The organism is Bordetella holmesii, assembly GCF_020735985.1.
Taxonomy (GTDB): domain Bacteria; phylum Pseudomonadota; class Gammaproteobacteria; order Burkholderiales; family Burkholderiaceae_B; genus Bordetella; species Bordetella holmesii.
Genome location: NZ_CP085973.1, coordinates 3,102,628 through 3,121,613, shown reverse-complemented (window position 1 = coordinate 3,121,613; position 18,986 = coordinate 3,102,628). Strand labels below are relative to the sequence as shown.

The following is an 18,986-nucleotide window of genomic DNA, read 5'->3' as shown; positions in this document are numbered from 1 at the left end:
CCACGCCCGCGCTGGAACCCGAAGAGGCCTGGGTCTACGATGTGCGGCGGGGCCAGTTTCAGGATGCCTCGACGCTGAGCGAGCCCGCCGAGCCCCTGGGCGGCGTCGAGGCCTCGTTGCTCGACACTCCGTTTGGTGCGGCCAAGGCCCGGGTCGTCGGCCATTTCGAACGGACCTATCTGTACTGCAGTCTGGCACGCTATGAGGGCAACGTCACTCAGGCGGCGCGGGCGGCAGCCAAGCACCGCCGTGCATTCTGGGCTCTGATGCGCAAGCACCGTATTCAGGCCGCGCCCTATCGCGAACAGGCGCGCGAGCAGCGCCCGCGCGCCAGCTAGCGAACGCCAGACTTGCGGCCGCGCAAGGCATGCCGTCGAGGGGGCGTTAAAATCATGCGCCGCCCATCATCCTAGGAAAGCCGTGTCCCCTGCCCTGAAGAACGATGTGTTCCTGCGCGCCCTGCTGCGCGAGCCTGTGCCCTACACGCCGATCTGGCTGATGCGTCAGGCGGGCCGCTACTTGCCCGAGTATCGCGCCACCCGGGCCAAGGCGGGATCCTTCATGGCTTTGGCCCGTAATACGGCCTATGCCACTGAGGTGACATTGCAGCCTCTGGCCCGGTTCGAGCTGGATGCGGCGATTCTGTTCTCGGATATTCTGACCGTACCGGACGCCATGGGCCTGGGCCTGGATTTCGCCATCGGTGAAGGGCCCCGCTTTGCGCATCCCATCCGTGACGAGGCGGATGTTGTCCGCCTGGCCGTGCCGGACATGGAGAAGCTGCGCTATGTCTTTGATGCGGTCGGCAGCATACGGCGCGAACTCGACGGCCGCGTGCCGTTGATCGGCTTTGCCGGCAGTCCGTGGACGATCGCCTGCTATATGGTCGAGGGCAAGGGTAGCGATGACTACCGTCAGATCAAGACGCTGCTGTATTCGCGTCCTGATCTGCTGCATCGCATCCTGGAGGTCAACGCCGAGGCCACGACCCGCTACCTCAATCAGCAGATTGAAGCAGGTGCGCAGGCCGTGATGATTTTCGACAGTTGGGGTGGCGTGCTTGCCGACGGGCTGTATCAGACGTTTTCGCTTGCCTACACACGCAAAGTCATCGCCGGATTGCATCGTGAGCATGACGGACACCGTGTTCCGGTGATTGCCTTTACCAAGGGTGGTGGCATGTGGCTGGAAGAGATCGCTTCCAGTGGGTGCGATGCGGTGGGGCTGGATTGGACGGTCAATCTGGGGCAGGCCCGCCGGCGGGTGGATGACAGGGTGGCGTTGCAGGGCAATCTGGACCCCATGACGCTCTTCGGCACCACCGAGACCATACGCGCGCAGGCGCGTCGCACGCTGGATGCTTTTGGGCCGGTTGGCCGGGGTGGCCACGTCTTCAATCTGGGACATGGCATCTCGCAGTTCACCCCGCCCGAAGCCGTCGCGGAACTGGTCGACGAAGTGCACCAATACAGCCGGGCCTTGCATGCTAAGTGAGTGACCGCTTGCGTCAAAAACAGCATTCTCGGCCTGTCTTCGGTTTGAGTTGTGCACAGCAATGACAGCGATGGGGAAGACCCGAAATTTCTCGTCACGGCTGTGTAAAAATCATATAAGCCAATGAATTTAAATGATAATTTCATTGCGTCCCACGGGCTTGCCAAGCAGGCCAGGCCTGTGGCAGATCGGTCTGATCGAATTGTTGTGCCTTTTTCCCCAAAGTTATCCACAGTCTGGAAAATTTCTCATCAATCCCCTGGGCCGGTGTGCTGCTTAGCTTCATCTTCCAGAATCCACTTTAAGTTGGGGTCCCGCTTGAGCCAGTGTTTCGTCCGGCGCTGTCCGGTCTCTGACAGTGGTCGGACGCGCCCGGTCAGCGCACACCATGCTTGAGCCCAGATGGGTCCGGGTTGCCCTGGACGTGCCGCTGCCCGGACCATTCGACTATCGGGTGCCGGCCTCCCTGAGCGGCGAGGCGGTGCTCGAGCCGGGCAGCCGCGTCATCGTGCCTTTCGGCCGCCGCAAACTGATTGGCGTCGTCCTGGAGCTGCCCGAGCAGCCCGCCATCGACGCGGCGCAAGTGCGCGAAATTGAACAGGTCCTGCAGGACCTTCCCCCCTTGCCCGCCGACTGGATACGCCTGGCGCAATTTGCCGCCGAGTATTACCAGCGGCCGCTGGGTGAGGTCATGTTGCCGGTGCTGCCGCCTCCGTTGCGCAAGCCCTCTGCCTACCAGGGCAAGCGTTCGGGCGCCGGGCCAGTGGCGCGCCTGGATGCGCGTAAACCGCGCGCGGCCGCCTTGCCGGTTGCGCCAGATACCGCGCCCGCCCTGAACGACGCGCAAGCTGCGGCCGTCACCACGATCGGCAGCATCAGCGGTTTCAAGACCGTGCTGCTGCACGGTGTGACCGGCAGCGGCAAGACGGAGGTCTATCTGCACGCCGCTCAAGCGGCGTTGGCCGCCGGCAGACAGGTGCTGCTGCTGGTGCCCGAAATCAACCTCACGCCCCAACTGGAGACGGCCTTGCGTGCCCGATTGGAGGCGTTGATCGGCCAGGACGGACTGGCGGTGCTGCACAGCGGGCTTTCCGACGGCGAACGACTGCAGGCATGGGCGCGGGTGCAGCGCGGTCAAGCACGAATGCTGCTGGGCACGCGCATGGCGATTTTTGCGCCCATGCCGGATTTGGGACTGATCGTGGTCGATGAGGAGCATGACGCCTCTTACAAACAGCAAGAGGGATTGCGGTATTCGGCGCGCGATCTGGCGGTCTGGCGCGGGCACGAACGCCGTATTCCCGTCGTGTTGGGCTCAGCCACGCCGTCGCTGGAGAGCTGGCATCACGCCCAACGCGGCCAGTATCAACTGTTGACGTTGGCGCATCGCGCGCGCGCTGCCGAGCTGCCGCGTATGCGTCTGATCGATACACGGCGTTTGCCCATGAAGCACGGGCTGTCGCCGCAACTGATCGACGGAATCACCGAGCGCCTGGCGCGCGGCGAGCAGGCGCTGGTGTTTCTCAACCGGCGTGGTTATGCACCCGTATTGCACTGCGCGTCCTGCGGCTGGGTGACACATTGCCCGCGTTGCTCGGCCTTCACGGTGCTGCATCGAGGGGGGGCCAAGGGCGGTTATCGCCTGCATTGCCACCATTGTGGCTATCAGGGCCCGGTGCCACGTGCCTGCCCGGATTGCGGCGACCAGGATCTGCAACCCATGGGGCGGGGCACACAACGTATTGAAGAGCATCTGGCCGAACTCTTTCCGCAGGCGCGCATAGCCCGCATCGACGCTGACAGTACGCGCCGCAAGGGTAGCGCGCAGGCGTTGTTTGCCTCGGTCCATGCGGGCGAGGTCGACATCCTCGTGGGCACTCAGATGGTCGCCAAGGGGCACGATTTTTCCCGACTCGGTCTGGTCGGGGTGCTGAACGCGGACTCGATGCTCTTTGCTCAGGATTTTCGGGCCCCGGAGCGTCTTTTCGCACAATTGATGCAGGTGGCCGGTCGTGCCGGGCGGCATGTGGGCGGCGGTGAGGTGCTCATCCAGACGGGCTACCCCGAACAGACGGTCTATCAAGCATTGATCCGGCATGATTACGCGGGTTTTGCCCGCCATTCCCTCGAAGAGCGGGAGGTCACGGGGCTGCCGCCTTTTGCCTACCAGGCGCTGCTGACCTCGGAAGCGCGCGAAGTCGCTCAGGCGCTGGAGTTTCTGCAGGCGGCCCGGCAGGCCGGCGAGAGCTTGAGTACGGCGATTACACTCTACGATCCGGTGCCGTTACGCATTGTGCGCGTTGCCAATGTGGAACGTGCCCAGTTGCTGGTGGAAAGTGCCAGCCGCCCCGTGCTGCAGGCTTTTCTGCCGTACTGGCTCGACGCGATCGCACCGTTGGCCGCGCGCCTGCGCGCGCGCTGGCAACTGGAGGTTGACCCTCTGGAGATTTGACCCATTCGCGCGCGCTTGTCCTGACCTCCCACGTTGATATCCATGTCCACTGATACCCCGATCGGCCACGGCCTGAATCCTGCCCAGAAAGAGGCCGTGCTTTATCTGGACGGGCCTTGCCTGGTGCTGGCTGGGGCAGGCAGTGGCAAGACGCGCGTGATTACGCAGAAGATCGCCTATCTGCTGCGCGAATGTGGGTACATGGGGCGCAACATCGTGGCGCTGACCTTCACCAACAAGGCCGCGCGCGAAATGGCCGAACGGGTCAAGCCGCTGGTGGACCGAAAATTGGCCAAAGGGCTGACCATCAGCACGTTCCATGCCTTGGGCGTGCGCCTGCTGCGTGAAGAGGCCGCGCATGCGGGTCTCAAGCAGCAGTTCTCGATTCTGGATGCGGATGACGCCATGGCCATCATCCAGGACCTGCTGGCCACGACGGACCGGGGCCGTTTGTGCGAAGTCCAGTCCATCATTTCGTTGTGGAAAAATGGGCTGATCGAGCCCGATGAAGCGGCCAACGTAGCCGTCACGCCGAGCGAGGTCGAGGCGGTGGCCGTATACCGCAGCTACGCGGCGACGCTGGCTGCCTACCAGGCGGTGGATTTCGATGATCTGATCCGTATTCCCGCCAAGCTGCTGGAGCACAACGAGGAGGTGCGTACCCGCTGGCAGAATCGTGTGCGCTATCTGCTGGTCGATGAGTATCAGGACACCAATGTTTGCCAATACCGCCTGGTGCAGTTGCTCACCGGTATGCGCTCGTTGTTCACCGCCGTCGGCGATGACGATCAGGCCATTTATGCGTGGCGGGGTGCAACCATCGAGAACCTGGCCAAGCTCACGACCGACTATCCCAACCTCAAGCTCATCAAGCTGGAGCAGAACTACCGTTCGGTGCAGCGCATTCTGGCCGCGGCCAATAATGTGATCGAACGCAATCCCAAGTTGTTCGAGAAGAAGCTCTGGTCGGATCTCGGCGCCGGCGAGCCGATCACGGTCAGCCCCATGGACGGCGACCAGCATGAGGCCGAGTCGGTGGCGATGAAGGTCTCGGCCTCGCGATTCGAACGACAGGCGCAATGGAAGGATTTCGCCATCCTCTATCGCAGTAATCATCAGTCGCGCATTCTCGAGCAGGCGCTGCGCAATCTGAAGATCCCTTACACCATCTCGGGCGGGCAGAGCTTTTTCGACAAGGCCGAGGTGCGTGACATTCTGGCCTATCGGCGTCTGGTGGCCAACGATGAGGATGATCCGGCCTTCATTCGTGCTGCCACAACGCCCAAGCGCGGAATCGGCCAGGCGACCTTGCAGACCCTGGGGCAGTACGCGGCGCAGCGTGCCATCTCCCTGCTGGAGGCCTCTGCCGAAGAGGGGCTGGAGGCGCTGTTGCAGCCCCGGCAGCTCGAACCCCTGCGCACCTTTGGCGAGTTCATCCGGCGTATCCAGTGGCGTGCCGGGCGCGGTGCGCACGGCGCGACCACGCGCGCGGCCGAGCCGGCAGGCGCCCTGCTGGAAGACCTGTTTGCCGCCATTCAATATGAGCGCTACCTCTTTGACACCTTGGAGGAGCGCCCGGCGCAGACACGCTGGCAGAACGTGATGGAGCTTGTCGCCTGGCTCAAGCGCAAAGCCGATGAAGACGGCATGACCCTGTTCGAACTGGTCCAGCATGTTGCGCTGGTCACGATGCTCGAACGCGGCGACGATGAAGAGCCCGACGCGGTCAAACTGTCCACCCTGCATGCCTCCAAAGGTCTGGAGTATCCCCACGTGTATCTCGTGGGCGTGGAGGAAGGGCTCTTGCCTCATGGCGGGCGGGATGAAGAGGACACCGACCCGGACAATGCAGCCAACAATCTGGCCACACGCATCCAGGAAGAGCGCCGCCTGATGTATGTCGGAATCACGCGTGCGCAGCGCAGTCTGCATCTGAGCTGGTGCCGCAAACGGCGCCGCGCGCGCGAGGACCGCGTCTGCGAGCCCTCACTCTTCATCGAGGAGATGGGCCTGTCTCAGCCCGGTATCAAAGAGGACGCGGCGACCGCCGCCTTGAGCCCCAAGGAGCGCCTGGGCATGCTCAAGGCCTTATTGCAGAAATAACGCTGCATCGGTCGCGCGGGGGTCAATCCAGATCGCGCAGCAGCAAATGCCAGAACTTGGCACGCATATCCAGCGTGGAAATCTGGATATATTCGTGCAGCGTGTGCGCGCCATCGCCGTCGGCGCCCAGGCCATCGAGCGTGGGCACGCCCAGCGCGGAGGTGAAGTTGGCATCACTGCCGCCACCGGTCATGGGCGCGTCTTCGAGCGGGAAGCCGGCCTGGTTGGCGTAACCTTGTGCCTGTGCCAGCAGAGCGGCCGACTCGGCCGTCTTGACCATCGGCGGGCGGTTAAGCTCGACATCGATGTCCAACTCGACGTCGGGGCCGACTGCGCAAAGCTGGCGCATGCGGCTCAGCACATCCTTGGCCGCCCCCATGTCGGGCACCCGGAAGTCCACCACGCAACGGCACTGTGCCGGCACGGTGTTGGTGACGGTGCCGCCGGCGATGGTCCCGACGCTGATCGTCACGCCGCGGGCGTAGTCGGTCATGTTTTCCAGCGCGAGAATCTGGTGGGCCATTTCGCGAATGGCGCTGCCGCCTTTTTCGTGCGACATGCCGGCGTGCGCCGGCCGGCCCGTGACGCCCAGACGCAGCATGCCGGTGCCTTTGCGCGCGGTAACGCATTTGCCGCCGTTGGGGCGAGCAGGTTCGCACATCAGACCGTACTTGGCCTGTTTGGCCAGATGCTCGATGTGCTCGCGCGAGGCATGGCTGCCGGTTTCTTCGTCGGGCACCATCAGAAAGTCGATGGGCAGGCGGGCCGCGCCCGGTTCGGTCAAGCCACGCAGGCCAGCCAGCGCCAGCACGATGCCTGCCTTCATGTCGTAGCTGCCCGGTCCGTAGAGGCGGTCATCCTCGATACGGCAGGGGTTTTCGGTCAGCGTGCCCACCGGGTGGACGGTATCGATATGGCCGATGATAAGAATGCCGGGCCGCTCTGCGGCCAGATGCGCCATCGCGGTGATGCCCTCGACGTAATGCGAAGGCGATTCGCACTGCACCCAGGTCTGGATTTCGGCGATGAGTTCTTGCGTAGTCGGAAGCGTGGTCATGGCGTGGATGGGGCTCAGGCGGTGTGATGGCCGGCCAGCGTGGCCAGCGTTTCGGCGTCGGGCATGCTGCCGTCAAACCAGATGTTGGCGGCAACGGCGGACATGGCTCGGCCATCATGGCCGATTCCGGGCACGGTCTGCAAGTGCCAGGCAAAGGGCAGGCCACGGCGCTCGGCCTCTTTGCGGCCCGCTTCGTAGTAATGATGGGCCCGGGCATAGCGATGCGGGCCCTGGCGCAGGGCCTCGGGCTGGCTGGGCAGATTGGGGTCGTCGGTGACGATGTCCTGATCGCCAGCCAGGATGATCATGGGGTAAGCCAGCAGGCGCGCCAGATGTTGCTCGGTCAGGCCTACGCCACCCATGCCTTCGGGGTAAGGCAGATCCAGCGTAGGCAGCGTGTACCAGCCGGGATTGCCGGCGATCACGCCTGCAAAGGCCTCGGAAGGTTGACTGCTCATCAGCCGGTGCACGAACTGACCGCCGGCGGAGTGACCAAAGAGGTAGACCGGCTTGCATACCGAAATCTCGGAAGCGGCCAGGTCCTTCAGCACGCGGCCTACCAAGGCATAGGTCCAGCCGTCGACATGACGCGGGTTGCCCGAAGGCGTGAACACGCGGCCGTTGTTGTAGCTTTCGACGCCGGGCCAAATGTCATTGGAAAAGGTCGGGGCGATGATGAGCAGGCGGTGTTTGTCGGCAGCCGGAATCCAGAAGTCGCGGTAGTCGTCGCCATTGCGCAGCACGCCGTGCTGGACGATGACCACCGGGTCTTCCGGCGTGTAGCCATAGGGACGGTAGGTGTTGAGCGTAAAAGGACGGTCGGCGTTGCGGTCGTCGTCAATGTAGGCAAAGCTGTTGCGGCCCGCATGGCCCAGTTCGATGGCCATGCGGTCGGCGTTGCTCAGTTCGGCGGGTTTCATGATCAGGCGGCGTTGTCGTTGAGATGGCAGGCGGAAACATGGCCCGCAGCGATGGTCTTGAGTTCGGGAATTTCTTCCTTGCAGCGCGGCATGGCATGCGGGCAGCGAGGATGAAAGGTACAGCCCGAGGGCGGGTTCAACGGCGACGGAATTTCGCCGCGGATCGGTGTGAACTTGCGTGCACGCCGATCGACGTCGGGCACTTCGGCCATGAGGGCCTGGGTGTAGGGATGATTGGGGCGCGCAAAGATTTCGGAGGCCTTGGCCAGCTCGACGATCTTGCCTAGATACATGATGGCCACCCGATCGGAGATGTGCCGCACCACGCCCAGGTCATGGCTGATGAACAGATAGGTAAAACCGTGCTGTTCGCGCAGATCCATGAACAGGTTGATGACCTGCGCCTGGATGGAGACGTCCAGCGCCGCGACCGGTTCGTCGCAGACCAGAAACTTGGGCGCGACCAGCAGCGCACGCGCGATGCCGATACGCTGGCGTTGGCCGCCCGATATCTGATGAGGACAGCGGTCGCGGTACTCGCGATCCAGGCCGACTTCCTCCAGTGCGCGGTCCACGCGGCCGGCAATCTCCGCCTTGGGCGCCAGATTGTGCACCCGCAGGGCCTCGCCCAGGATCTGGCGCAGGCGTTGGCGCGGATTGAGCGAGGCCTGCGGGTCCTGGAAGATCATCTGCACGCCGAGCGTGTAGGCAAGTTTATCGGCGCCTTGCAGGCTGTCGACCTCACGGCCCTGGTAGTACAGCTGGCCCGAGCTTTGATGATGCAGCCCGGCCACGACTCGGCCCAGGGTGGACTTGCCGCAACCGGACTCGCCCACCAGGCCGACGACCTCGCCACGCACGACCGACAGCGAGACGCCGTTGACGGCGTGTACGGTGCGCCGGTCTACCGGTCTGCCGGCCAGCGAGAGAATGCGCTGAGCGATGTCGGGGCGATTTTCAAAGCGCTTGTGGACGTCGCGCAATTCGATAACGGGAGTGTCGTTCTGGGTCATGCGGCCTCGCGGGCAATCGGTACATAGCAGCGGAAGCTGCGCGGCCCTTCCTGGGTGGGCGCTGGCGGCTGCTCGGTACAGCGCGGAATAACATTGGGACAGCGGGGGCGGAACGCACAGCCCGATGGACGGGCCGACAGGCTGGGCGCCATGCCGTTGATCTGGTGCAGCCGGCTACCCGGCATGGACTGCGCGGGCATGGAGTCCAGCAGGCCGCGGGTGTAGGGGTGGCGCGGCGAATCCAGCACGTCGTTGACCGGCCCGGCTTCGACGATGCGCCCGGCATACATGACGGCCACTTTGTCCGCCAGTTCGGCGACCACGCCCAGATCGTGAGTGATCCAGATCAGGGCGGTGTGGTGTTCGCGGCAGATCTCCTGCATGCGATAGAGGATCTGGCCCTGGATTGTGACGTCCAGAGCCGTGGTCGGCTCGTCACAGATGATGAGGTCGGGGCGGTTGAGCATGGCGATGGCGATGGCCACGCGCTGGCGCATGCCGCCGGAGAATTCGTGCGGATAGGCGTTGAGGCGTTTTTCCGGCGCCGGGATGCCAACCATGGCCAGCGCCTCGCGGCAGCGCTCCAGCGCCTGGTGGCGCGGCACGTTCTCGTGCGTGAGGATGGCTTCGAGCATCTGTTCGCCAACCTTGAGCACCGGGTTGAGCGTCATGAGCGGATCCTGGAAGATCATGGCAATCCGGTTGCCACGCAACTGGCGCATCTGCTCTTCGCTCAGTTTGCGCAGGTCTTTGCCCTTGAACCGGATCTCGCCTGCCACGACTTCGCCAGGTGGGTCGATCAGGCCGAGCAGGGAGAATCCGGTGACCGATTTGCCGAAGCCGGACTCACCCACCAGCCCCACGATCTCGCCGCGTTTGACCGTCAGGTCTACGCCGTCGACGGCCGGCCAGGCGCCGGCCTCGGTATGAAATGCGGTGCGCAATCCGCGCACCTCGAGAATAGAGTCGCTCATGCTCGTCGCGGGTCCAGGCTTTCACGCAGGCGATCGCCCACGATGTTGATGGTCAGGATGAGGATCAGCAGGGCCAGGCCCGGAAAAAGGCTGATCCAGTAGTCGCCCGACAGCAGGTACTGGAAACCATTGGCGATGAGCAGGCCCAACGAGGGCTCGGTCACCGGCACCCCGACGCCGAGGAAAGACAGCGTGGCTTCCAGCACGATGGCATTGGCAATCTGGATGGTGGCAAATACCATCACCGGCCCCAGGCAGTTGGGCAGCAGGTGGAAAAGCATGATGCGCCAGGCCGGAAAACCCAGGTTGGCGGCGGCTTCCACATATTCCTTGCGCCTTTCCTGCAAGGCCCGGCCCCGCATGATGCGGGCATAGTGGGCCCATTGCACGATCACCAGGGCAAGGATCACCTTGTCGACGCCGCGGCCCATCATCGCCAGCAGGACCAGCGCGACGAGAATGGTCGGAAAACCCAGGATGAAATCGACTATGCGCATCAATATCGCGTCGATGATGCCGCCGGTGTAGGCGGCCACCAGGCCGACTAAGCTGCCGATGGCCGTGGCAAGCGCCACGGCGCTCAAACCCACGAAAAGACTGATGCGCAGGCCGTAAAGAATGGCGCTGAGCATATCTCGGCCCTGATCGTCGGTGCCCAACCAGTAGATGCCGCCTTCCATCATGGGCGAGCGTGGCGGTAACCGGCCATCGAGCAGGTTGAGGTTGGCCAAATCGTAGGGATTCTGTGGCGCGAAAAAAGGCGCCAAAAGAACGACGGCGATCAGGATGAACAGCGCGAATGCCGAGCCGCGCAGCGTCGGGCGGCTGCGCAGCTTCTTCAGGATCTGGGCGTGACGCGGGGTTTCGGCCAGAGGTGCGACCGTGCGCGTGCGGCCACTGCTGGAGGGAGTTGCCATGGCGGACCTTATTGAGCGGGAGCGACCAGTTGCACGCGCGGGTCGAGCGCGGCGTACATGATGTCGACGATGAGATTGATGATGACGAAGATCAGCGTGACCAGCATCACATAGGCGACCACCACCGGGCGGTCGAGCTGGTAGACGCTGTCGATCAGCAGCTTGCCCATGCCCGGTCATGCGAACACGGTTTCGGTGATGGTCGAGTAGGCGATCAGCTGCCCGAACTCCATGCCGATGACGGTCACCACCGGGATGAGGATGTTGCGCAGGATGTGACGGCGTACGATGCGTCCGGGCTTGATGCCTTTGGCCCGTGCGAATTTAACGTACTCCTGCGACTGGGCCTCGGCCACGCCGCTGGCTGTCATGCGTAGAACCAGGGCGATATTGGCAAGGCCCAGATTGATGGCAGGCATGATCACGTGGGCCCAGCCATTGGCCGTGAGCAACGAGAACGGGATGCCGAGAATGGTGACCGTTGTGCCGCGTCCGGAGGCCGGCAGCCAACCCAGCCACACCGAGAACAGCAGAATAAGCATCATGCCTTGCCAGAAGTTGGGCAAGGAAAATCCCAGCACGGAGGTGGCCATGATGCCGCGGCCCAGAGGCTCGTCGCGGTACAGTCCGGCGACCAGACCCATAGGGATGCCGACAATACAGGTCAGCGTGATGGCCACGAGCACCAGCTCGAACGTGGCCGGCATGCGCTGCACGATGAGTTCGATGGCGGGAATACCGTGCACGAAAGACGTACCCAAATCGCCATGCAGGGCACGCCACAGGAAATTCAGGTACTGCTGCCATACCGGCAGATCCAGGCCCAGGCGTGTGATCATTGCCTGGCGTGCTTCCATGCTGGCTTCGGGGCTGACCAGCAGTTCGATCGGGTCGCCCACGGCGTACACCGCCAGGAAGACGACGAGCGATACCGCCAGCAGGACAAACAGGCTTTGTATCAGCCTGCGCAGAATAAACAAGGCCACGTTTCGATTTCCTTGGTGGTCTCAATGAAAGATGCGCCCGGGAGCGCGATCGCAGAAAAGCCGGCTCTTACGCCAGCGGCCGAGCCAGCCGCAACACCGTCACGCCCGGCCGCAAATTGGCCAGCGAAGGCATGATGAGCACACAGTTGTCGTAGGGAGTGGTCACGGGTTCGCCATCCGACCAGCCGATCACGGTGCCTGCCTGAGGCAGCTTTTCCATTCCTTTCCACGGATGCGCGAAGCGGAAGTCGTTGCTGCGGGCGGTCACGGCATCGGTGACGCACAGCGCCTGCGGCACATTGGCGGCGGGTCGCAGCCATTTGGCGGGCACATCGGTCGCACTCACGATTTCTGAGGCCAGCAGAAAGCGCGCCATGATGTCCAAGGCCACGGCTGCGCTTGTCGTATCTCCATGGAAGCCGCACTCGATGAGCAGGGAGCGCGTCTGCGGATCCCCATCGGCGGCAAAACGGCCGTAGTCGCGCAGCCGCACGCCAGCGGCGTGGCCGGCATCGGAGACGATATAGGCGGGGTTGCCCAGCGCTCGGGCCAGCGTGACGTTGCGGGCGGCCAGGCCGCTTAACTGCAGCGGCTCGTTGGCGTTGCTCATGGAGTGGAAATCCAGCAACCAGTCGGCCCGCTCCACCCAGGGCAGCAATTCGCCTGCGCGGCGGCGCTCCTGGCTGTCGCCGGCGGCCAGTTTGTCGGCGCTCCAGACGCGGTTCATGTCTTCGTCGACAAAGCGCGAGCGGGCATAGTCGGCCGGATCGAAGCGGTCGAAGGCCGCCAGATTACAGAAGGCCAACGTGAGGCCGCCGCGCCGCGGCATCAGCCCGCTGGCCAGCAATATCTTCAAGGCCCAGGCGCCGCACAGCTCGTTGCCGTGGATCAGCGCGGTGAGCAGGACCTGCCTGCCCGGCAGCCCGGAATCGAAGTGCCAGACACCTGGTGTACCGGTATTGCCGGCACGCTCGTCGTCCAGGTTCGGACGCGCTAATTCAAAGGGTCTAGTAGGAAAGGACATGGCAACTCCGGAACGCGAGGCAGATTGTATAGGGGTTACAAATTTGTCCGTCCAGAAAGGAACAAGGGCGCCGCCTATGGCGACGCCCTCGGGCGGGTCAGTGTCCCTTGTGAGGAAACCGCACCCGGATCACGACAGTTTACTTCTTGTCAGCCGGCTTGACCGACGTGGCCAAGGTGTACTGGTCGCGGCGGCCTTCGTAAGTCAGGCCCTTGCGGAAGGCCCAGATGCTGCTTTCGAAGTGCAGCGGGACGAGCGGCACGTTGTCCAGCGCGATTTGCGTGGCTTGCTGCAGCAGTTTTTTGCGCTCCACCGGATCGACCGTCACGATGGCCTGTTGATAGACCTTGTCGAAGTCAGCGTTGGAAAAGCCGCCGTAATTGCTGGTGCCCAGACTTTTGGGCGAGTCCAGCGAGGCCACCCACAGTTGGAACAGGCCGGAGGCTTCACCGACTTCAGAAGGTCAGCCGCCAATCGGGAAGCTGAACTCACGCTTTGCCCGCTTGGGGAAGTAGATCGAGGCCGTCATGGCGTCGACATTGGCCTTGATGCCGATGCGCGACAGGTACTGAGCCACGGCTTGGGCAATCTGGCCGTCGTTGACATAACGATCGTTGGTCGTCGAGATTGTCATCTCGAAACCATTGGGGTAACCGGCTTCGGCCAGCAGCTTCTTGGCACCTTCGGGGTCGTACTTGATTTCAGGCGCGTTGGGCAGCCCTCCGAACATGCCGTCGGGCATGTACTGGTAGGCCGGCGTCGCCAGACCGTCCATGATGCGCGCCACGATGGTCTTGCGGTCGATGGCCATGGAGATGGCGCGGCGCACACGCAGATCCTGCAGCGGGTTCTTGCCGTCGGCTGCTTTGACGAAGGGGCTTTCTTTGCGGCCCACATCAGGCTGGAAGAACACCAGGCGCGTGGAAGGGGTTGCAACATAGCCGTACTGCGGATTGCTCTTGATGCGCTGCAGGTCGCGGGCCGCCGGGTTCTCGATGACGTCGAAGTCCCCCGAGAGCAGGCTGGTCAGGCGCGGGCCGGCATTGGGCACCGGCACGAATTTGACGTCTTTCCAGGCCGGCTTTTCACCCCAGTAGTTGTCGTTGCGGGTCAGCTCGATGCCGGTTCCCTTGACATAGGACTTCAACATATAGGGGCCGGTGCCAATGGCATCCTTGCCGTTGTTGAAATCGGCCACGGTGGGCCACTTGCCGGTCACGCCGCAACCGGCCTTGGGGTCAAAGCTGAGTTTGCCATGCTCGACGATGCCGTTCCAGATGATCGGCAGGCCGCGGGCCAGCTCGGCCGGCAGCAGGGGCAGCGGCTCGGAGGTCTTGATGATGACGGTATGTGCATCCGGCGTTTGCACGTCGGCGATGCGCTTGGTCATATCCATGTACGACTGCGAGATGTTGGTCTCGTTGTTCAGCGTACGGCAGATGGTGAACCGGACGTCGTCGGCCGTGAAGGGCTTGCCGTTGGAGAACTTGACGTCGTCGGCCGTGAAGGGCTTGCCGTTGGAGAACTTGACGTCGTCGCGCAGCTTGAATTCCCAGGTCAGGTCGTCCAGGTTCTTCCAGGACTTCGCCAGCGAGGGCTTGAGCTGCATGTTGGCGTCGCGGCCCACCAGCGAGTCGTAGACATGCGCCGAGAAGGCGTCGTTCTGCGTTTGCTTGTGATAGTGAGGGTCGGCCGAAGTCGGTTCGGAAGACAGGGCGATTTTCAGCGCCTGGGCCAATGCGGCGCCGCCGGGGGCGGCCAGCAGGCCCGCCGCCATGGCGGCCACGAGGATGCGAGACTTCATGTTGGACAACTCCGGTATACAAGGCCGCGATTATTGATAGCCGCTACCAGCATTGTCAACGTTTGGTCTTACGGCGGCCATACCCCACAGGCACGTTTTTTCGACCGTGCCAGTGGGGAGCGCATGGGATGCATACCCGGGAAATCCCTGAGCGGGATGTCCTCAAAAAGTGCGCCGCGCCCGCCTTGCTGGCCGGGTACGACGCGGACAGTGCCGGCGGGAGGGAGGGGGGAGGGCCGGCGCCGTCAGAGGGGGGGCACGGCCCAATCAGGCGCCGTGCCGGCGACACACGCGAAAGATCCGCAACGCGCGCGTGCCGCGTTAAGTCTTTACCACTGCGAACCGGTGTAGTTGGCGCTTTGGGCGCGCGCACGGTTCATGGATTCGTTGACTTCATCGATGAAGGCAAAGAGGGCGGAGATGCCGCGGCCGATACTGGCGGCAACACGCTTGATCGCCGCCACAGGGTGGGGGACGGGTTGGCTTTCCATCGCGCCGCGCAGCATATCACGCTCCAGCGAATCGGTCATGCGGGCGTTTTGATTCAGGGTCAGGTCGCTCATGGTTTGCTCCAATCATCGTTTCTCGACTAGGTGAAACCATTATAGGGATAACCCTATGTGCGCCGCAACAAAAACCTAGGGCAAACCCTAGGTATGTTGTAAACAAACCTAACGGGCCTGCCAGGCACCCGTGTCAAGGGCCCAGCCAGCGGCCATTGCGTATGGCTCGGGCGGCATCGGCTAGCTCGCCCGCGGTCAGGCCGATGGGGCCCTGGCCCTGAGCGACGAGTGCATCGGCGGCGGCGCCATGCAGCCACACGGCGCCGGCGACCGCCTGTTCGGGCGGCAGCGCCTGAGCCAGCAGCGAACCCAACATACCGGCCAGCACGTCGCCGGTACCGGCGCTGGCTAAGCCGGGATTGCCGGTGGCATTTTGCAGACAGGCGCCGTCCGGCGCGCAAACCAGACTGCCGGCGCCTTTGAGCACGATCCAGGCGCCGTAGCGGTGTGCCAGTTCGCGCGCTGCGGCGGGCCTTGCGGCCTGCACTTGGGCTGTCGTGCGGCCCAGCAGCCGGGCGGCTTCGGCCGGGTGCGGGGTGAGCACGACCGGGCCCTGCCCCCAATTGGGCCGCAACTGGCCTGTTGCCAGCAGATTCAGGCCATCGGCATCGAGCACCATGGGCGCACTGCGGCGGCGTTGAAAGAGTTCGGCCAGGGTATGCGCGGCCAATGCAGTGGTGCCGATGCCACAGCCGGCCGTCCAGGCCGTCAGGTGTCGTTCGCTGGCCAGCAGATCAGCGGCCTGACGGACCATCAGCTCGGGCTGCAGGAAGTCACAACTCAGGGGGATGGTTTGTTGAGCCAGTCCCACCAGGACCTTGCCTGCGCCGAGCTTGAGCGCGGCGCGGGCGACCAGCAGGGCCGCGCCGGTCATGCCCGGCCCGCCGCCCACCACGGCCAGACTGCCGAAACTGCCTTTGTGGCTATCGGGCGCGCGCGGCGCGAACAGGGCGGGAAATTGACTGCGTTCGATGCGTTCAGGGAGGGAGGCGGGCATGGTGATTCCAAAGAGGCGGCTTTCCTCTATAGTGCCCAAAAACCGCGCGCACCGCCGCGCTCACTGGAGACTGACGAATGAGCACCGAGGCAACGCTGGCCCATTACGCGCGCTACCAAGCGATCAAGCTGCGCCGTCACCCCGAGGGGGTGCTGGAGTTGATCATGGAGGCCAAGGATGCGAGCGGCAAGCTTTCGACCGCAGATCATCGCCTGCATCGCGAGCTGGCCGACATCTGGCGTGATATCGATACCGATCCTGAAACCCGTGTGGTGGTCATCCGTGGCGAAGGCAAGGGCTTTTCGGGCGGCGGGGATCTGGATCTCGTGCAGCAGATGGCTGATGACTTCGAGGTTCGCGCGCGCGTCTGGCGCGAAGCGCGCGACCTGGTCTACAACATCATCAACTGCAACAAACCCGTGGTTTCGGCCATGCACGGCGCGGCCGTGGGTGCCGGCCTGGTGGCCGGGTTGCTGGCCGATGTGTCGATCGCCGCGCGCGATGCGCGCATCATCGATGGCCATACCCGACTGGGTGTCGCCGCGGGCGACCACGCGGCCATCGTGTGGCCCCTGCTGTGCGGCATGGCCAAGGCCAAGTACTACCTGTTGCTGTGCGAGACCGTCAGCGGCGAGGAGGCCGAGCGAATTGGTCTGGTGTCGCTGTGCGTCGATGAGCCGCAATTGGTCGAACGCGCTTTCGAGGTGGCCTATCGCCTGGCCCGCGGCTCGCAGACGGCGATTCGCTGGACCAAGTACGCCCTGAACAACTGGTTGCGTCAGGCCGGCCCGACCTTTGATACCTCGTTGGCGCTGGAGTTCATGGGATTTTCCGGGCCGGACGTGCGCGAAGGCATACAGTCGTTGCGGGAACGGCGCGCGCCTGACTTCAAGCCGGATTCGCCTTTTTGAGGTCGGTCGCTGCGGGCGCGAAGAACCGCGCGAAGGCCGCCTGAGCCTCCGCGCTGGCCAGTCGTTGACGGAACTGATCGGCTTCTCGATCCAGGGTGGCGTGCAGGGCCGGTCGTTGCGGCCCGCGCATCAGGGCCTTGGAAACCCGCAGCGCCTGCCTCGGTTGGGCAGCCAGCCGGGCGGCGGTGGCCTGGGCTTGGCTCAAGGCCTGCCCCGGCTCGGTGACCGCATTGATAAGGCCGCCCGCCATCCCCTCAGCGGCTCCGAAGCCGTCTCCCAGCAGCAGCCACTCGGCCGCGCGCCGGGCTCCGACGATCTGCGCCAGACATTGGCTGGAACCGCCTTCGGGACACAGACCCAGCGCCAGAAAAGGCAGCTTGAACTTGGCCTGCTCGCTGGCATAGACAAAATCGCAGTGCTGCAGCAACGTCACGCCGACGCCCACGGCATGGCCCTCTACAGCGGCCAGAACCGTTGCATCGCAGTCGATCAGCGCGCGCAAAAAGCGCAGGCCGGGGCTATCGCCTTCCGGGCGCTGCGTCTGGAAGTCGCGCAGATCATTGCCCGCCGTGAAATGCCCGCCGGCGCCGGTCAGGATCACCGCGGCGGCCTGCGCGTTGTGTTGCACCGCCAGCAGGCTGTCGGCCAGAGCATGGTAGGTGGCCGCGTCCAGCGCGTTGCGGCGGTCGGGGCGATTCAGCGTGAGGGTGAGGACCCCATCTCGCAGCTGGCTCAGCACGGTTTCGCTCATTCGAATACCCTGCCGTCCAGGCGCGTGCGCGCCGCTTCGTACTCGGCGCGCAGTTGCGCCACGATATGCGCGGCATCCTGCACGCTGGCGATGCTGCCCACCCCCTGCCCCGCGCCCCAAATGTCTTTCCAGGGTTTGGCGCGCGAGCTGCCGAAATTGGAGGCGCCGTGCTCGGGCGATGGCAGGTTGGCCGGATCCAGGCCGGCGTTGACAATGCTGGACTTCAAGTAATTGCCGGGTATGCCGGTAAAAAAGGGCGTGTAGAGGATATCGCTGGCCTGGGCCTGCACCAGAGCAGTTTTGTAGGCTGGGCTGGCGTTGGCCTGGTTGCTGGCAATGAAACGGGTGCCCATGTAGGCGAAGTCCGCGCCCATGGCCAGCGCGGCCAGCACACCCGCGCCATTGGCGATGGCGCCGGACAGCGCGACCGGGCCGTCATAAAAGCGCCGAACCTCGGCCAACAGCGCGAAGGGGCTGAGCGTTCCCGCGTGGCCGCCGGCGCCCGCCGCTACCAGGATGAGGCCGTCCACGCCGGCTTCCAGCGCTTTCTCGGCATGGCGGATGGTGGTGACGTCGTGAAACACCCTTCCGCCCCAGGCATGGACGCCAGCGACCAGATCGCCAGGCGCACGAAGACTGGTGATGATGTAGGGCACGCGATGGCGCGCGCATTCGGCCAGGTCCTGCTCCAGGCGGTCATTGGACTGATGGATGATCTGATTGACGGCAAATGGAGCCACCCGGGCGTGCGGATGCGCGCGCCGGTAGTCGGCCAGCCCGGTCTGCACCTCGGCCAGCCAGTCGGCCAACAGACTTTGCGGGCGCGCATTCAGGGCCGGAAAAGCCCCCATGACGCCGCTGGTGCACTGCGCCAGCACCAAGGCCGGGTTGGACACGATGAACATAGGCGAGCAGATGACGGGCAAATGCATCTGGCCATACAGATCTGCGACCACGGGATGGGGCGCGGCGGTGTCTCGGGCGGGCATGAGGGTTTCCGATGGTATTGAGCGTTGCAAA

General features: G+C 64.0%; 14 protein-coding genes and 3 pseudogenes. 5 read left to right on the top strand and 12 right to left on the bottom strand.

The annotated features are described in order from the left end of the window. Positions 1-128: 128 nt before the first annotated feature. From LK440_RS18135 to LK440_RS14925, 4 genes and pseudogenes are all read left to right on the top strand, one after another. Positions 129-338: pseudogene (locus LK440_RS18135) on the top strand (helix-turn-helix domain-containing protein); the annotation flags it as partial. Positions 339-420: 82 nt separating this feature from the next. Then, positions 421-1,494, top strand: a complete 1,074-nt coding sequence (hemE, locus tag LK440_RS14935; RefSeq protein ID WP_005018010.1) for a uroporphyrinogen decarboxylase — start codon at positions 421-423, stop codon at positions 1,492-1,494. 388 nt (positions 1,495-1,882) lie between these two features. After that, a complete protein-coding gene (locus LK440_RS14930; protein WP_038543082.1) occupies positions 1,883-3,946 on the top strand; it encodes a primosomal protein N' in 2,064 nt (687 codons plus the stop codon). A 42-nt stretch (positions 3,947-3,988) separates the two neighbouring features. Further along, positions 3,989-6,049, top strand: a complete 2,061-nt coding sequence (locus tag LK440_RS14925) for a UvrD-helicase domain-containing protein (RefSeq protein ID WP_005018012.1) — start codon at positions 3,989-3,991, stop codon at positions 6,047-6,049. 22 nt (positions 6,050-6,071) lie between these two features. Here the strand turns inward: LK440_RS14925 and LK440_RS14920 are convergent, their stop codons facing one another. The 10 genes and pseudogenes from LK440_RS14920 to LK440_RS14875 form a co-directional block, all read right to left on the bottom strand. Beyond that, on the bottom strand, positions 6,072-7,106 hold the full coding sequence (locus LK440_RS14920; RefSeq protein WP_005018015.1) for a M20 family metallopeptidase: 1,035 nt from the start codon (positions 7,104-7,106) through the stop codon (positions 6,072-6,074). Between the two features lie 14 nt (positions 7,107-7,120). Then, positions 7,121-8,026, bottom strand: coding sequence for a hypothetical protein (locus tag LK440_RS14915; protein ID WP_005018017.1), 906 nt, complete (start codon positions 8,024-8,026; stop codon positions 7,121-7,123). Positions 8,027-8,028: 2 nt separating this feature from the next. Further along, positions 8,029-9,039, bottom strand: a complete 1,011-nt coding sequence (locus tag LK440_RS14910) for an ABC transporter ATP-binding protein (protein WP_005018019.1) — start codon at positions 9,037-9,039, stop codon at positions 8,029-8,031. Continuing rightward, complete coding sequence (locus LK440_RS14905; protein ID WP_005018021.1) at positions 9,036-10,013, bottom strand: ABC transporter ATP-binding protein; 978 nt, start codon at positions 10,011-10,013, stop codon at positions 9,036-9,038. Before LK440_RS14905 ends, LK440_RS14910 begins: the two co-directional genes overlap by 4 nt. Then, a complete protein-coding gene (locus tag LK440_RS14900; protein WP_005018023.1) occupies positions 10,010-10,930 on the bottom strand; it encodes an ABC transporter permease in 921 nt (306 codons plus the stop codon). Before LK440_RS14900 ends, LK440_RS14905 begins: the two co-directional genes overlap by 4 nt. An 8-nt stretch (positions 10,931-10,938) precedes the next feature. Then, positions 10,939-11,916: pseudogene (locus LK440_RS14895) on the bottom strand (ABC transporter permease). A 67-nt stretch (positions 11,917-11,983) separates the two neighbouring features. Next, positions 11,984-12,940 carry a M14 family metallopeptidase gene (locus tag LK440_RS14890; protein ID WP_005018025.1) on the bottom strand — a complete coding sequence of 319 codons (957 nt, stop codon included), beginning with the start codon at positions 12,938-12,940 and terminating at the stop codon, positions 11,984-11,986. Positions 12,941-13,079: 139 nt separating this feature from the next. Continuing rightward, positions 13,080-14,744 (bottom strand): annotated as a pseudogene (locus tag LK440_RS14885) (ABC transporter substrate-binding protein). Between the two features lie 329 nt (positions 14,745-15,073). Beyond that, entirely contained in the window at positions 15,074-15,307 is a 234-nt protein-coding gene (locus LK440_RS14880; RefSeq protein ID WP_005018027.1) for a hypothetical protein, read from the bottom strand. Positions 15,308-15,440: 133 nt separating this feature from the next. Continuing rightward, a complete protein-coding gene (locus tag LK440_RS14875; protein WP_005018028.1) occupies positions 15,441-16,304 on the bottom strand; it encodes an NAD(P)H-hydrate dehydratase in 864 nt (287 codons plus the stop codon). A gap of 77 nt (positions 16,305-16,381) precedes the next feature. On the opposite strand from LK440_RS14875, the gene LK440_RS14870 reads away from it, so the two are divergent. Next, positions 16,382-17,215: an enoyl-CoA hydratase/isomerase family protein gene (locus LK440_RS14870; RefSeq protein ID WP_005018030.1), complete on the top strand. Its 834-nt coding sequence runs from the start codon at positions 16,382-16,384 to the stop codon at positions 17,213-17,215. Here the strand turns inward: LK440_RS14870 and LK440_RS14865 are convergent. Together LK440_RS14865 and LK440_RS14860 are read right to left on the bottom strand one after the other, a co-directional pair. After that, positions 17,193-17,966 carry an enoyl-CoA hydratase-related protein gene (locus LK440_RS14865; RefSeq protein WP_005018034.1) on the bottom strand — a complete coding sequence of 258 codons (774 nt, stop codon included), beginning with the start codon at positions 17,964-17,966 and terminating at the stop codon, positions 17,193-17,195. The genes LK440_RS14870 and LK440_RS14865 overlap by 23 nt on opposite strands. Then, positions 17,963-18,955 carry an NAD(P)H-dependent flavin oxidoreductase gene (locus LK440_RS14860; RefSeq protein ID WP_005018036.1) on the bottom strand — a complete coding sequence of 331 codons (993 nt, stop codon included), beginning with the start codon at positions 18,953-18,955 and terminating at the stop codon, positions 17,963-17,965. The genes LK440_RS14865 and LK440_RS14860 overlap by 4 nt, the downstream gene beginning before the upstream one ends. Positions 18,956-18,986: the final 31 nt, after the last annotated feature.

Coding starts and splice junctions, on each gene's coding strand:
- LK440_RS14860 (WP_005018036.1), bottom strand. CDS start 18,955: ATGCCCGCCCGAGACACCGCCGCGCCCCATCCCGTGGTCGCAGATCTG.
- LK440_RS14920 (WP_005018015.1), bottom strand. CDS start 7,106: ATGACCACGCTTCCGACTACGCAAGAACTCATCGCCGAAATCCAGACC.
- LK440_RS14930 (WP_038543082.1), top strand. CDS start 1,883: ATGCTTGAGCCCAGATGGGTCCGGGTTGCCCTGGACGTGCCGCTGCCC.
- LK440_RS14870 (WP_005018030.1), top strand. CDS start 16,382: ATGAGCACCGAGGCAACGCTGGCCCATTACGCGCGCTACCAAGCGATC.
- LK440_RS14890 (WP_005018025.1), bottom strand. CDS start 12,940: ATGTCCTTTCCTACTAGACCCTTTGAATTAGCGCGTCCGAACCTGGAC.
- LK440_RS14925 (WP_005018012.1), top strand. CDS start 3,989: ATGTCCACTGATACCCCGATCGGCCACGGCCTGAATCCTGCCCAGAAA.
- LK440_RS14910 (WP_005018019.1), bottom strand. CDS start 9,039: ATGACCCAGAACGACACTCCCGTTATCGAATTGCGCGACGTCCACAAG.
- LK440_RS14915 (WP_005018017.1), bottom strand. CDS start 8,026: ATGAAACCCGCCGAACTGAGCAACGCCGACCGCATGGCCATCGAACTG.
- LK440_RS14875 (WP_005018028.1), bottom strand. CDS start 16,304: ATGCCCGCCTCCCTCCCTGAACGCATCGAACGCAGTCAATTTCCCGCC.
- LK440_RS14900 (WP_005018023.1), bottom strand. CDS start 10,930: ATGGCAACTCCCTCCAGCAGTGGCCGCACGCGCACGGTCGCACCTCTG.
- LK440_RS14880 (WP_005018027.1), bottom strand. CDS start 15,307: ATGAGCGACCTGACCCTGAATCAAAACGCCCGCATGACCGATTCGCTG.
- LK440_RS14865 (WP_005018034.1), bottom strand. CDS start 17,966: ATGAGCGAAACCGTGCTGAGCCAGCTGCGAGATGGGGTCCTCACCCTC.
- LK440_RS14905 (WP_005018021.1), bottom strand. CDS start 10,013: ATGAGCGACTCTATTCTCGAGGTGCGCGGATTGCGCACCGCATTTCAT.